This is a genomic window from Polynucleobacter sp. Tro8-14-1, from assembly GCF_018881655.1.
Classification (GTDB): domain Bacteria; phylum Pseudomonadota; class Gammaproteobacteria; order Burkholderiales; family Burkholderiaceae; genus Polynucleobacter.
This window is the reverse complement of record NZ_JACVPX010000001.1, coordinates 251,579-264,473: the sequence shown is the minus strand read 5'-3', so window position 1 is coordinate 264,473 and position 12,895 is coordinate 251,579. Positions and strand designations below refer to the sequence as shown.

Genomic DNA, 12,895 nt, shown 5'->3' with positions numbered 1-12,895 from the left:
CAGCCATATGAAAAGTCTTGCTCTACCTCGTTATCTAGCAATTGCTGTCATCGTGTTATTGCTAGATCAACTTAGCAAGTGGTCAGCACTCAGTAATTTGCAAATGGGTGTACCTGAACCTGTTCTGCCTTTTATGAACTGGCTACTCCTCTTTAATCCAGGTGCCGCGTTTTCATTTCTGGCGCAAGGCTCTGGTTGGCAGCGCTGGTTCTTCACCATTCTTGGGCTAGTAGCCTCTGTTTACATTATTTGGATGCTATATAAAAACCAAAGCGATAAGCTACTCTGCATAGCCTTGAGCTTCATTCTGGGTGGCGCACTTGGTAATGTCTTAGATCGCGTTATGTATGGTGCTGTAGTCGACTTTATTGACTTACATTACGGCAATTGGCATTGGCCCGCATTTAATATGGCCGATAGCGCCATCTGCATCGGTGCTGCCCTCATTATTTGGGGTGAATTACGCAAGTCATTTGGCAAATCCGCCCAATCCCATTAAGCTGGCGCCATGCAATCACTTATTAATAAGAAGATCGTTCTCGGAATCTCTGGTGGGATAGCGGCCTATAAAGCCCCTGAGCTTGCACGTCAACTCATGCAAGATGGTGCATCCGTACAAGTAGTGATGACCGAGGCTGCACAACAATTTGTAACGCCTGTGACCATGCAAGCCCTCACAGGTAATCCGGTTTACCTGAGTCAATGGGATAGCACCATTCCAAACAATATGGCGCACATTGAGTTATCTCGTTCTGCAGATGCCATTCTGATTGCCCCTGCAAGCGCTGATCTCATGGCCAAGCTTTCTCTGGGCTTAGCTGATGACTTATTGACCACCTTATGCCTTGCAAGAGATTGCCCTCTCTTGCTGACTCCGGCGATGAACAAGCAGATGTGGGAGCATGCAGCTACCCAAAGAAGCATCAAACGGCTTGCGGACGATGGCGTTATCCTTCTTGGGCCTGCCAGCGGCTTCCAAGCTTGTGGCGAAGTGGGTATGGGCAGAATGCTTGAGCCTACAGAAATCACTGAGCAAGTCATTGCCTTCTTTCAGAAAAAAGTATTGGCCGGCAAAAAAGTATTAATTACTGCAGGCCCCACATTTGAAGCGATTGATCCAGTGCGTGGCATCACCAATCACAGCTCGGGCAAGATGGGTTTTGCTATTGCAAGAGCTGCTGTTGAGGCTGGCGCTCAAGTCCATTTAATTGCTGGGCCATGTAATCTCAGTACCCCACTTGAAGCTACCGGACAAATCACCCGCACCAATGTCGTTAGCGCCAAAGAAATGCATGCGGCTACTCTGAGTGCAACTGACTGCGATGTTTTCTTTGCAGTCGCCGCCGTCGCTGACTGGGGCATTGCTAAGCCCGCCAAAGAAAAAATGAAGCGCCAAGGTAATCAAGCGCCTCATCTAGAGTTTTCAGCTAACCCAGACATTCTGCTTGACGTTGCTAAGACAGTGAAAACTAAAGGTGGTAAGCCGCACCCCTATTGCGTAGGCTTTGCAGCAGAGTCAACAGATCTAGAAAAGCATGCCGATGAGAAGCGCCAGCGCAAAGGTATCCCAATGATTGTTGGCAACATTGGTCCCGATACATTCGGCAGCGACCTCAATCAATTGCTCGTGATTGACACCAGCGGCAGCAAAAAAATTGCTAAAGCAGAAAAGCTTCAGCTTGCACGTCAACTCATTGCGCTAGTTGCTAAGAAAATTTAAATCCCCGTTTTAGGAACATCATGCAATCTCTCCAAGTCAAAATTCTCGACGAACGTATGCGCGATCAGTTGCCAAGCTATGGCACCCCTGGCAGCGCTGGATTAGATCTGCGCGCCTGTATTGATGAAGCAATCGAGATTGCCCCTGGTCAAACGGTGCTCGTGCCTACCGGATTAGCAATCTATGTTGAAGATCCACGCTATGCGGCCTTTATTCTGCCGCGCTCTGGCTTAGGCCATAAGCATGGCATCGTTCTTGGTAACTTAGTTGGCTTAATTGACTCAGACTATCAAGGCCAGCTCATGGTGAGCACTTGGAATCGCGGCTCCACTTCATTTAAGCTCGAGCCGATGGAGCGTTTAGCTCAATTGGTTGTCATGCCGGTACAACAAGTAGAGCTCAAGGTAGTTGACGAGTTCACCGAGAGTAGTCGTGGCGCCGGTGGCTTTGGCAGCACAGGACGTGCCTAATTAAAACACTCTAACGAGTGGTAGCGAGTGCTCTTTTGCGACTAAATGCTAGGGGCAGAAAACCTAAAAGCAAACCTCCAACTCCCATCATGATGGTAAATGCATCAAAAGTCGGGATGCTGTAAATAGCAACGAATACCATGAATGCGCCTGAGAACCCAGGCCATATAACATATGCCATCGCTGACCCGAAGCCGGCATTGAGTTTTTTCCTGTAATGCCATGCACAAGCAAAGCCAGTCAAACTCATATAAAAACAAATCTGAAATCCAATTGCCAAAATGGAGCTGGTCAAGATTGCTTTCACTGAAGGCATAAAGGATGAGGAAAAAAGTAATATCACCCCTAAAAACCAAATAACAAAAGTAGCGACCCAAGGCGTTTTGTATTGGTCATGCACTTTTGCGTAGACGGGATGCAACATACCATCTCGCGCCATTGCAAACATACTGCGACTGAACTGCAAAATCTGAGTCTCTATCGTTCCAACCGTACTAAATATTGTGCAAAAGACTGCAAGATAACTCCAGGGTGCCGGGAATAATTTATTGGCAATCGCAAAAAGGACATTGGTACCAGAGTCGGCAATTTCACGATCAGTTAAGACCATTAAAACCACAACCATCATCAGCACAAAGAAAAGCATCATATTCAGTACCGACCAAAATGCCCCCTTACCTGCAGCCCCACCTGCGTTTTTTTGCCCACCCTTACTCTCCTCACTTAAGTTCATGGTGACATCCCAGCCCCAGAAGAAAAAGATGGCCGTAAGCGCACCCGTAGCGAATAGTTGCGGAGAAAAAGAGAGCGGAGAAATCCATACAAAGGAAGGTGGGTGTGCCGGCTTTGACCAGTAACTCATCAGTCCACCAGCAATCAGCACGAATAAAATGACAGACTCAAAAAGAGTGAGCGCGATTTGCATAAAACTGGAATGCTTTATGCCCCGCCCAACAATTAATGAAACCACCGTTAACCAGACGGCAGCTATTGCTGAAATGAGTTGGGTGTTTTCAGCTTGATCAGGAGCGATGAGCAGCAAGGTAGAACTAGCCGCAGGAATGGTTGCCGAAACCATGAAAAAAATAGAGGCAATCAATAAACCCCAGCCAGCAAAGAATCCCCAAGCAGGTCCAAAAACATGACCCACCCAAGCATAGGCGGCACCAGCGTTAGGCTGAATCTTGCTCAAATGAATGAAAGCTAAGGTGATCCCAAACATAATGAGGCCGCAATACAAAATGCTTCCTACAGATAAAACACCGACCGAGGCAACAATAGCCGCGCTAGTTACGGCAACACTAAAGGCGGGCGCGGTCCCCGCAATACCCATAATGATTGACTCAAATACGCCTAGTGAATTTTTTGCCAAACCATCGGATGAGCTCATATATAAAAATATTGCTTAAATTGCCTAAAGAAGAGATTCTATTATTAAATAACCTAGGCGACGAACTTCAGCAAATTGTTTGCAAACGAGTAATAAAAAACCACCCGAAGGTGGCTCTCCTTAGATTACAAATTGCTTACTTACGAATATGGGCCTTACGTGCCGCATCTTGTGACATGCCTGCACCAGCGCCTTCACGAGATTCTTTTTCAGCAGTAATTTCTTTACGGCGCTCTTTGCAAGAACCAGCAATCTCCTGCAAAGCCTTACGAGCGCGTGCTGCAGAAGCTTTAATACCTTTGCCTTGAAACTTTTCATTCTCAGCTTTGTAGTTTTCAAAAGCTTCTAGTAATTTATCGTGATGAGACATATCTTCCTTTTTTGGGTTGTTTTTATTTAAAAAATTAGCGAATTAAATTTCTTCAGCAGGTGCTACATCAGCTTTAGAACGTTTTCCTGGCAATACTGGAGCATCAAAGTTCAATAGGACTTTGCCATCAGCATCAATATCAACATCCACATGACCGCCTTGAGCTAACTTACCAAACAGCAGCTCATCAGCAAGTGCTTTACGCACAGTGTCTTGAATAATGCGTTGCATCGGACGAGCGCCCATTAAAGGATCGAAGCCATGCTTGGCCAAATGGGCTCGCAAGGCAGGGCTAAATGTTGCATCCACTTTCTTCTCATGGAGTTGCTCCTCTAACTGCATCAAGAACTTATCAACCACGCGCATGATGATCGACTCATCAAGAGCTTTAAAGGAAACAATGGCATCCAAGCGATTGCGGAACTCTGGCGTAAAGAACTTCTTGATATCAGCCATCTCATCACCAGACTCACGCGCATTGGTAAAGCCAATGGTTGATTTCTGCATTGCCTCAGCGCCGGCATTGGTGGTCATGATGATGATCACGTTACGGAAATCGGTCTTGCGACCATTGTTATCCGTCAAAGTGCCATGATCCATCACCTGCAAGAGAATATTGAAAATATCTGGGTGAGCTTTTTCAATTTCATCAAGCAAGAGCACGCAATGTGGCTTCTTATTAACAGCTTCAGTGAGTAAGCCGCCTTGATCAAATCCTACATAACCTGGAGGCGCACCAATCAAGCGACTCACTGCATGACGCTCCATGTACTCGGACATATCAAAACGGAGCAACTCAATACCTAGAATATAGGCAAGCTGTTTAGCAACTTCAGTCTTACCAACACCAGTTGGTCCGGAGAACAAGAATGAACCAATTGGACGATCGATCTTGCCTAGACCAGCACGAGTCATTTTGATAGCACTAGCCAAGGCCTCGATCGCAGGATCTTGACCGAAGACCACACTCTTAATGTCACGATCCAGAGTTTGCAACTTACTACGGTCATCGACTGTGACTGATTGTGGCGGTATGCGGGCAATCTTTGCCACAATTTCTTCAATCTCTGGGCGACCAATAGTTTTCTTCTGCTTAGACTTCGGCAAAATACGTTGAGCGGCACCGGCTTCATCGATGACGTCAATCGCCTTATCTGGCAAATGACGATCATTGATATAGCGAGCAGAAAGTTCTGCGGCAGCAACTAATGCACCAGCCGCATACTTCACGCTGTGATGCTCCTCAAAGCGCGACTTTAAGCCGCGTAAGATTTGCACTGTTTGATCTACGGTTGGCTCTACAACATCCACCTTCTGGAAACGACGTGATAAAGCTGCATCCTTTTCAAAGATGCCACGGTATTCCGTAAAGGTGGTTGCGCCAATACATTTCAACTGGCCATTAGACAAAGCGGGCTTCAATAAATTGCTCGCATCCAATGTGCCGCCAGAAGCTGCACCCGCTCCAATCAGCGTATGAATCTCATCAATAAATAAAACACCATGAGTGTGATCTTTGAGTGACTTGAGAACACTCTTCAAGCGTTGCTCAAAATCACCACGGTATTTAGTGCCCGCTAAAAGAGCACCCATGTCTAAAGAGTAAACAGTCGCGTTAGCCAAAATATCCGGCACATCGCCCTTCACAATTCTCCAGGCTAAGCCCTCAGCAATTGCTGTCTTACCTACGCCAGCCTCGCCCACCAATAACGGATTGTTTTTGCGACGACGGCAGAGCACTTGAATCACGCGCTCTACCTCGCTCTCGCGCCCAATTAATGGGTCAATCTTGCCTTGACGGGCCATTACATTGAGGTTCTGGGTATATTGCTCAAGAGGGCTTTCTTTACCAGAAGATGCAGATTCCTCAGCCTCCTGCGAAGGCTCAACGGACTTGACATGCTCTGATTGATCTTTACGCACACCATGACTGATGAAGTTCACAACATCTAAGCGGGTAACGCCCTGCTGTTGCAAGAAATAAACCGCATGCGAATCTTTTTCGCCGAAGATGGCGACCAGCACATTTGCACCAGTCACTTCTTTCTTACCATTCGATGTTGACTGCACATGCATGATGGCGCGCTGAATCACACGCTGAAATCCTAGCGTGGGTTGTGTATCAACCTCATCATTGCCTGGCACCACAGGTGTGTTGTCGTTAATAAAGTTTTTGAGTTGAGCGCGTAGCTCTGCGATATTGACTGCGCAAGCCTTTAAGACTTCGACCGCAGTAGCGTTATCCAGCAAAGCCGCGAGCAAATGCTCGACTGTGATGAACTCATGTCGCGATGCCCTTGCGTCAACAAACGCCATGTGCAAACTCGCTTCTAATTCTTGGGCAATCATGCTTCCTCCATAGTGCACTGTAGTGGGTGACCCGCTTCACGGGAGAGTTCGATAACTTGATGCACTTTCGTAGCGGCAACATCGCGGGTAAATACTCCGCAAACGCCCTTGCCAACTAAATGTACTTGCAACATGATGCGTGTAGCTGTTTCATGATCCTTATTAAAATACTCCTGAATCACCATCACCACAAATTCCATTGGCGTGTAATCGTCATTCATTAATAAAACTTTATACATCGAAGGCGCCTTAACTTGCTCGATTTGCTTTTCGAGCAGAAGGGTATCTTCAACGTACGGATTGCTGGGGTTGCCAGTGGTGGGATTTTTGGGAGCGCGACTCATGAGAAACATTCTAAACACAGATATCCAAACTTTAATTTACAGAGGCCATGTTGCGAAAAACACGCAAAAACCCCTCTTAAACCCATATTGGGGCATTTTTCGATAAAAAAAGGGGTAATTACTAGGGGGTAGGGACATATAACTCCTTGACACCCCTCGAAAAAGGGCAAACAATCGGGGGGTAGGCTTCAAGAGAGGTTCTATTTAGGCGTGTTGTGGATTGAGACTGATTAAAAAGTATTTACCCTCATCACGGTTGTTTTAAGTTTATGTAATGGAGTTCGCATGGCGACCGGAATTGTTAAGTGGTTCAATGATGCAAAAGGTTTTGGCTTTATCAAACCTGATGATGGTGAAGAAGAGTTGTTCGCGCATTTCAGCGCAATTACTATGCCTGGGTTCAAAACCCTCAAGGAAAACCAAAAGGTAACGTTTGACATTACCCAAGGTCCTAAAGGCAAGCAAGCTACCAATATCCAAGCGGCTTAATAGTCCTTAGATCATTATTAAAAACCCAGGATTCGTTCCTGGGTTTTTTTTCGCCTGCAATTTGTATGACTTAAAATACACAGCATGTCTATATCAATCTCCAGCACTTCACAATTATTGCGCCAAGTATTTTCTACTGCGCTCTTTCTTTACTCCACCCTAACGCTCGCCCAGGTTAACGTCGGTCTACCCAACATTGAATTAAAGACGGGCATCTACCGTATTCAGGCTGAGCTTGCCGATACACCGAAGGCTAGAGAAGTTGGTCTCATGAACCGAGCCAGCATGCCAACCAATTCTGGAATGTTATTTATATTCGAACAAAAAGCTGGTCACTGCTTCTGGATGAACAACACCAAGATCCCGCTCTCGATTGCGTTCATTGCAGATGATGGCAAGATTGTGAACATTGAAGAGATGCAGGCTGAAACTACCAACAATCACTGCCCTAAAGCAGCTGTGCGCTATGCACTGGAAATGAACAAGCAGTGGTTCTCTGAGCGTGTGATCGTCCCAGGGACGGTTGTTACGGGTTTGCCGAGAAATTAATTCAACATCACTCAAATCCATTGATGTTAGGCCAATAAAAAACGCAGACCGAGGTCTGCGATTTGTTTGTGGGCACCTTTGATTTATTCAAAATGGCAAACGTAGTGCACTGGTTGCTCAGCACGAATAATGAAGTAACCGCCCTTTTCCACTTCCCAGCTTTGACCAGCCTTGAACTCTTGCTCAGGGGCCCCATTGATGCTGACAAAAGCATTGCCATCAACTACTTCCATAATCTCCTTAGTACTTAAGTCAAAACGCAAGGTGCTTGGCAATACCACACCAACTGACTTACGAACGCCATTAGGCAATGTCACAGTATGAGAAACACACTTGCCATCAAAAAATACATTGGCCTTCTTGCCTACGGAAACTTGGTCAAATTGCATCTTGGTTCTTTCTATTCTGTTAGGTTCTAATAGTTTGCTTGTTTTATTGTTTTTTATTTCTTGGCGCGCTTACGTCTAGCTGTTTCAGCAATACGCATACGTAATGCATTGAGCTTAATAAAGCCGCCAGCATCTGCTTGGTTATATGCGCCACCGTCATCATCAAAGGTTGCAATATTTTGATCAAACAAAGTATTTGCTGAATCACGTGAAATCACGGAGACGGAACCTTTGTAGAGCTTGAGGCGCACAACGCCATTCACAGCCAGTTGTGTATGGTCAATCAAGGTTTGGAGTGCGAGACGCTCTGGCGCCCACCACAAACCGTTGTAGATCAAACTGGCATAGCGAGGCATCAAATCATCCTTTAAGTGGGCTACTTCACGGTCCAAGGTGATGCTTTCGATACCACGATGAGCCTTTAGAAGAATGGTGCCGCCAGGCGTTTCGTAACAGCCACGGCTCTTCATGCCAACAAAGCGGTTTTCTACTAGGTCGAGACGACCAATGCCATGTTTACCACCAAGACGATTTAATTCAGCCAACAACTCATGTGGCTTATAGGCTTTTCCATCAATTGCTACCGGGTCGCCAGCCTTAAATTCGAGCTCGATAATTTCTGGGGCATCTGGAGCCTTTTCAGGAGAAACGGTCCAACGCCACATAGACTCTTCTGCCTCTGCGTTTGGATTCTCGAGGTGACGGCCTTCATAGCTAATGTGCAAGAGGTTCGCATCCATTGAGTACGGTGAACCGCCTTGCTTATGCTTCATCTCAACCGGAATGCCATGCTTTTCTGCGTAAGCCATCAACTTCTCACGTGAGAGAAGATCCCATTCACGCCAAGGAGCGATTACCTTGATTCCTGGTTCAAGGGCGTAGTAACCTAATTCAAAGCGAACCTGGTCATTTCCCTTGCCGGTCGCGCCGTGCGATACAGAGTCAGCGCCAGTCAAGCGAGCAATTTCAATTTGGCGCTTAGCGATTAATGGGCGCGCAATAGAGGTGCCCAACAAATATTCACCCTCGTAAATCGTATTCGCACGGAACATTGGGAACACAAAGTCACGAACAAACTCTTCGCGCAAGTCATCAATAAAAATGTTTTCAGGCTTGATGCCAAATTGCAAAGCCTTAGCGCGTGCTGGCTCCAGCTCTTCGCCCTGACCTAAGTCAGCGGTAAAGGTCACGATCTCGCAGCCATAAGTATCTTGAAGCCACTTCAAGATCACGCTGGTATCTAGACCGCCAGAATACGCTAAGACTGCTTTTTTAATATCGGACATGTTTTTCTTATTCAATCAAAATTAATGAAAACGAATTGCTTGTTATTTGTTAATTATTTTATTGCTGAAGTTTTATTACTTAATCCAAACGACCACAGAGTAAATATTCCATTAGGGCCTTTTGGACATGCAAACGATTTTCCGCCTCTTCCCAAACAATACTTTGTGGTCCGTCAATCACTTCTGCTGAAACCTCTTCACCACGGTGCGCTGGCAAGCAGTGCATAAACAGCGCATTAGGCTTAGCTAATGCCATCAACTCTTCATCCACCATCCAGTCCTGGAAAGCATTCATGCGTAAAGTATTTTCGTCTTCATAACCCATGCTGGTCCAGACGTCGGTGCTCACTAGGTCAGCCCCGTTGCAGGCTTCTTTAGGATCGGCGCAAATGGTTAAATGCTTGGCGGATTTCGGCGACAAACGTGTTGCATCCAACTGATAGCCCTCTGGCGCAGAGAAGCGCAACTGAAAATCTAAACATTCAGCCGCTTGTATCCAGGTATAGGCCATATTATTGGCATCACCTACCCAAGCTACCGTCTTTCCTTGAATCGGGCCACGGGCCTCTACAAACGTGAAGATATCGGCCAATACTTGGCAAGGGTGAAATTCGTTTGTTAGGCCATTGATTACCGGCACCCGTGAATTCGATGCAAAACGCTCAATAATGTCTTGGCCAAAGGTGCGAATCATGATGATGTCAGTCATCCTTGAAATCACCTGAGCAGCATCCTCTACAGGCTCGCCACGACCCAATTGGGTATCTCTGGTGTTCAGGTATACCGCATGACCACCAAGCTGATGGATGCCCGCCTCGAAGGACAGACGAGTACGGGTGGAGTGCTTCTCAAAAATCATGGCCAAAGTGCGGTCATGCAGTGGATGCCAAGTTTCATAGCTCTTGAATTTGGCCTTAAGCCACGCCGAACGCTTGAGTAAATAGTCGTACTCTTGACGAGTCAGGTCGGAAAACTGCAGGTAGTGCTTTACCTTACCGGGCACTTGAGGCTTTGCCAGCGATGTCATAGTTGAGCTTTCTACTAAAGTTTTGGCTTGCATTTTTTTCTTCAAACATTCGGCTGCACGAAAATAGACCCTAAAGCCATCTTACGGCCAACTTGGGCTGTTAAGCTAGAGGACTTAGTAATACTATTTCTTACAACCATCATTACGCGAACTTGAACCACAAAAAGCTTTTCATTCAAGGCATTACCACTTCTGGCAAACCATTTCGACCCAGCGATTGGGCGGAGCGTCTGTGCGGGGTGATGGCTACTTTTCGCCCTCCCGGTGATTCCGGGGACCCTCGCTTCACTTATTCGCCCTATGTCAGACCAGTGCTTATTGCAAAAGTGAAATGCGTTGTTATTGATACTCGACTGAGGGATCTAGATCCCCGAGCGCTAGACTTTGTCATGAACTTTGCCAAAGACAATAGCCTACCAATCGAAGAGGCGTGTGAGTTCAACCCAACAACCCCAGCCCAGCCTTAAAAACAAAAACCCGCTCTGATGAGGAGCGGGCTTAGGTCGAAACTACTTCGACCAGCCTAAAACTAAAACTGTATTACGCTGCCATCGCCTTGATAGCTGCAGACAAACGTGACTTCTGACGAGCTGCAGTGTTTTTGTGAGCAATCTTTTTGTCAGCAATCTTGTCGATTGTTGCTTGAGTTGCCGCGAAAACTTTCGCTGCAGAAGCTTTGTCACCAGTTTCAATCGCTTTACGAACTGCCTTAATGGAAGTGCGGAGCTTTGAACGCAAACTGGAGTTATGTTCGTTTTGTTTTACTGCTTGGCGTGCACGCTTGCGCGCTTGTGCTGTATTGGCCATCTTTAAACCTTGCCTCTATAAATTGCAAAATGCGATTAGTTAAAAATCTTGCGGACTTGCCAGAATCATAAGCAAGCTCGCCAAAACCCAAGATTTTACCTTAAAGGGGCAAAAAAGCCCAGCCGACCGATAAATAGGTGAAAATCGCCTCATGAATCTGCTTTCTGCCGCTGCCAAGGTCAGCTCCCTAACTATGCTGTCCCGTATTACGGGCCTGCTCCGGGAGACCCTCATTGCCCGTAGTTTCGGGGCTTCCGAGTGGACAGATGCCTTTAATGTGGCTTTTAGACTACCCAATTTGCTACGTCGGCTATTTGCCGAAGGGGCCTTTTCTCAAGCTTTTGTGCCGATTTTGGGCGAAATTGCCACAAACGAAGATCAAACTAAGGCCAAAATCCTCATAAATGCAGTCGCCACGCTCTTATTTTGGGCCTTGCTGCTTACGGTACTACTGGGAGTCATTGGCGCCCCAGTGCTCATTCTGGTCATTGCCACAGGGTTTAAAGGTGGTCCAGCCTATGACGCCAGCGTCGTTATGACCCGAATCATGTTCCCCTATATCGGGCTAATTTCTATGGTCTCCCTCTCAGCGGGGATCTTGAACACCTATCACCGCTTTGCAATCCCGGCATTTACGCCTGTCTTGCTCAATCTTGCCTTAATTGGTAGCGCCATCTTTTTGGCACCCCACTTAGAGCAACCAATTTATGCCTTAAGTATTGGTGTTTTACTTGGTGGAATACTGCAACTTGCCCTTCAAGTTCCAACGCTTGCTCGCCTCGGCCTATTGCCTCGCATTGGTTTATTGCCTGGCGCCATCAAATCAGCCGTCACCAATCCGGAAGCTCGGCGCGTCATGAAATTAATGGGGCCGGCAGTATTTGCTGTTTCTGTCGCACAAATCTCCCTCATCATTAATACCAACATTGCTTCACGTCTGCAGGCGGGAAGTGTGTCGTGGCTATCCTACGCAGATCGCTTAATGGAATTTCCAACTGCACTACTGGGTGTTGCCTTGGGAACCGTTCTTTTACCAAGCCTCAGCAAGGCCAACGCCAAAAACGATTTGGTACATGCCGGCGAATTACTCATCTGGGGATTGCAACTCACATTCTTACTGGCCGCGCCTTGCGCAATTGCACTCTTTATTTTTGGCGAGCCTTTAGCAGCAGTCTTGTATCACTACGGTAAATTCAGTGCGCTTGATGTCGTGATGACGCAACGTGCATTAGCGGCTTATGGTGTTGGCCTCATTGGTTTAATTCTGGTAAAAATTTTGGCACCCGGATTTTATTCACGTCAAGACATCCGCACCCCCGTCAAGATTGGATTACTCGTTTTAGTAGCCACCCAGTTAGCCAACCTAGTATTTGTTCCCTGGCTTGGGCATGCTGGCCTTGCCCTTTCAGTTGGTACTGGCGCCTGTCTAAACGCCGCCCTGCTATGGGTTGGCCTGCATCGACGCGGAGCTCTACCTAATTCAGGCTGGCTGAAGTACCTCGGTCAGCTATTGTTAGCCCTCATCCCCTTCGCAGCAGTGCTTTTTTATGCTGCTGGCACACACAATTGGATTGCCCTCCAAGCTGAGCCATGGCTACGTATTGGCTTGGTGGGAGCATGGCTAGGTCTTGCGGCCATTGTTTACTTCGCATCACTAGGTTTAGTTGGAATTCGCTGGCAAAAATTCTTGCGTCATGCAAAATAG

15 protein-coding genes are annotated in these 12,895 nt (G+C 46.9%); 7 read left to right on the top strand and 8 right to left on the bottom strand.

Translation table 11 applies throughout. The features are described 5' to 3' along the window. The first annotated feature begins 7 nt into the window (after window positions 1–7). Genes lspA through dut form a run of 3 tightly spaced genes read left to right on the top strand, consistent with a single transcriptional unit; the run spans window position 8 to window position 2,190 of the window. Complete coding sequence (lspA, locus tag ICN34_RS01360) at window positions 8–499, top strand: signal peptidase II (RefSeq protein ID WP_072582840.1); 492 nt, start codon at window positions 8–10, stop codon at window positions 497–499. A 9-nt stretch (window positions 500–508) separates the two neighbouring features. Next, complete coding sequence (coaBC, locus tag ICN34_RS01355; RefSeq protein WP_072582839.1) at window positions 509–1,720, top strand: bifunctional phosphopantothenoylcysteine decarboxylase/phosphopantothenate--cysteine ligase CoaBC; 1,212 nt, start codon at window positions 509–511, stop codon at window positions 1,718–1,720. A gap of 20 nt (window positions 1,721–1,740) precedes the next feature. Further along, window positions 1,741–2,190 (top strand): dUTP diphosphatase, encoded by a 450-nt coding sequence (dut, locus tag ICN34_RS01350; RefSeq protein ID WP_072582838.1) that lies wholly within the window; start codon window positions 1,741–1,743, stop codon window positions 2,188–2,190. A 10-nt stretch (window positions 2,191–2,200) separates the two neighbouring features. Here dut and ICN34_RS01345 read toward each other — a convergent pair whose 3' ends face one another. The 4 genes from ICN34_RS01345 to clpS form a co-directional block, all read right to left on the bottom strand. After that, window positions 2,201–3,580: an APC family permease gene (locus ICN34_RS01345; protein WP_255538547.1), complete on the bottom strand. Its 1,380-nt coding sequence runs from the start codon at window positions 3,578–3,580 to the stop codon at window positions 2,201–2,203. A 136-nt stretch (window positions 3,581–3,716) separates the two neighbouring features. Then, window positions 3,717–3,950 (bottom strand): hypothetical protein, encoded by a 234-nt coding sequence (locus tag ICN34_RS01340; RefSeq protein ID WP_072582836.1) that lies wholly within the window; start codon window positions 3,948–3,950, stop codon window positions 3,717–3,719. A gap of 42 nt (window positions 3,951–3,992) precedes the next feature. After that, the gene (gene clpA / locus ICN34_RS01335) at window positions 3,993–6,299 is read right to left on the bottom strand and encodes an ATP-dependent Clp protease ATP-binding subunit ClpA (protein ID WP_216120400.1); all 2,307 of its coding nucleotides are present in this window, start codon (window positions 6,297–6,299) and stop codon (window positions 3,993–3,995) included. After that, a complete protein-coding gene (gene clpS / locus ICN34_RS01330) occupies window positions 6,296–6,652 on the bottom strand; it encodes an ATP-dependent Clp protease adapter ClpS (protein ID WP_072582834.1) in 357 nt (118 codons plus the stop codon). The genes clpA and clpS overlap by 4 nt, the downstream gene beginning before the upstream one ends. Before the next feature lie 276 nt (window positions 6,653–6,928). Between clpS and ICN34_RS01325 the strand changes: the two genes are divergently transcribed. Next, window positions 6,929–7,132 carry a cold-shock protein gene (locus tag ICN34_RS01325; protein WP_011903586.1) on the top strand — a complete coding sequence of 68 codons (204 nt, stop codon included), beginning with the start codon at window positions 6,929–6,931 and terminating at the stop codon, window positions 7,130–7,132. Window positions 7,133–7,222: 90 nt separating this feature from the next. Next, window positions 7,223–7,681: a DUF192 domain-containing protein gene (locus tag ICN34_RS01320; protein ID WP_370623949.1), complete on the top strand. Its 459-nt coding sequence runs from the start codon at window positions 7,223–7,225 to the stop codon at window positions 7,679–7,681. Window positions 7,682–7,764: 83 nt separating this feature from the next. On the opposite strand, the gene ICN34_RS01315 is transcribed toward ICN34_RS01320, so the two are convergent. The 3 genes from ICN34_RS01315 to argF all read right to left on the bottom strand — a co-directional run bounded on the left by ICN34_RS01315 (window position 7,765) and on the right by argF (window position 10,383). Then, on the bottom strand, window positions 7,765–8,070 hold the full coding sequence (locus ICN34_RS01315) for a pyrimidine/purine nucleoside phosphorylase (protein WP_215391545.1): 306 nt from the start codon (window positions 8,068–8,070) through the stop codon (window positions 7,765–7,767). 53 nt (window positions 8,071–8,123) lie between these two features. After that, window positions 8,124–9,356: an argininosuccinate synthase gene (locus ICN34_RS01310; RefSeq protein ID WP_072582832.1), complete on the bottom strand. Its 1,233-nt coding sequence runs from the start codon at window positions 9,354–9,356 to the stop codon at window positions 8,124–8,126. Between the two features lie 79 nt (window positions 9,357–9,435). Beyond that, the gene (gene argF, locus ICN34_RS01305; protein WP_192846854.1) at window positions 9,436–10,383 is read right to left on the bottom strand and encodes an ornithine carbamoyltransferase; all 948 of its coding nucleotides are present in this window, start codon (window positions 10,381–10,383) and stop codon (window positions 9,436–9,438) included. Window positions 10,384–10,535: 152 nt separating this feature from the next. Between argF and ICN34_RS01300 the strand changes: the two genes are divergently transcribed. Next, a complete protein-coding gene (locus ICN34_RS01300) occupies window positions 10,536–10,850 on the top strand; it encodes a DUF3579 domain-containing protein (RefSeq protein WP_083564229.1) in 315 nt (104 codons plus the stop codon). Window positions 10,851–10,923: 73 nt separating this feature from the next. Here ICN34_RS01300 and rpsT read toward each other — a convergent pair whose 3' ends face one another. Beyond that, window positions 10,924–11,190: a 30S ribosomal protein S20 gene (gene rpsT, locus ICN34_RS01295; protein WP_071466054.1), complete on the bottom strand. Its 267-nt coding sequence runs from the start codon at window positions 11,188–11,190 to the stop codon at window positions 10,924–10,926. Between the two features lie 151 nt (window positions 11,191–11,341). On the opposite strand from rpsT, the gene murJ reads away from it, so the two are divergent. Beyond that, window positions 11,342–12,895 carry a murein biosynthesis integral membrane protein MurJ gene (gene murJ, locus ICN34_RS01290; RefSeq protein ID WP_072582829.1) on the top strand — a complete coding sequence of 518 codons (1,554 nt, stop codon included), beginning with the start codon at window positions 11,342–11,344 and terminating at the stop codon, window positions 12,893–12,895.

Bases quoted from the DNA above. Each gene is read 5' to 3' on its own strand.
- lspA (WP_072582840.1), top strand. From the start codon at position 8: ATGAAAAGTCTTGCTCTACCTCGTTATCTAGCAATTGCTGTCATCGTG.
- coaBC (WP_072582839.1), top strand. From the start codon at position 509: ATGCAATCACTTATTAATAAGAAGATCGTTCTCGGAATCTCTGGTGGG.
- dut (WP_072582838.1), top strand. From the start codon at position 1,741: ATGCAATCTCTCCAAGTCAAAATTCTCGACGAACGTATGCGCGATCAG.
- ICN34_RS01345 (WP_255538547.1), bottom strand. From the start codon at position 3,580: ATGAGCTCATCCGATGGTTTGGCAAAAAATTCACTAGGCGTATTTGAG.
- ICN34_RS01340 (WP_072582836.1), bottom strand. From the start codon at position 3,950: ATGTCTCATCACGATAAATTACTAGAAGCTTTTGAAAACTACAAAGCT.
- clpA (WP_216120400.1), bottom strand. From the start codon at position 6,299: ATGATTGCCCAAGAATTAGAAGCGAGTTTGCACATGGCGTTTGTTGAC.
- clpS (WP_072582834.1), bottom strand. From the start codon at position 6,652: ATGTTTCTCATGAGTCGCGCTCCCAAAAATCCCACCACTGGCAACCCC.
- ICN34_RS01325 (WP_011903586.1), top strand. From the start codon at position 6,929: ATGGCGACCGGAATTGTTAAGTGGTTCAATGATGCAAAAGGTTTTGGC.
- ICN34_RS01315 (WP_215391545.1), bottom strand. From the start codon at position 8,070: ATGCAATTTGACCAAGTTTCCGTAGGCAAGAAGGCCAATGTATTTTTT.
- ICN34_RS01310 (WP_072582832.1), bottom strand. From the start codon at position 9,356: ATGTCCGATATTAAAAAAGCAGTCTTAGCGTATTCTGGCGGTCTAGAT.
- argF (WP_192846854.1), bottom strand. From the start codon at position 10,383: ATGACATCGCTGGCAAAGCCTCAAGTGCCCGGTAAGGTAAAGCACTAC.
- rpsT (WP_071466054.1), bottom strand. From the start codon at position 11,190: ATGGCCAATACAGCACAAGCGCGCAAGCGTGCACGCCAAGCAGTAAAA.
- murJ (WP_072582829.1), top strand. From the start codon at position 11,342: ATGAATCTGCTTTCTGCCGCTGCCAAGGTCAGCTCCCTAACTATGCTG.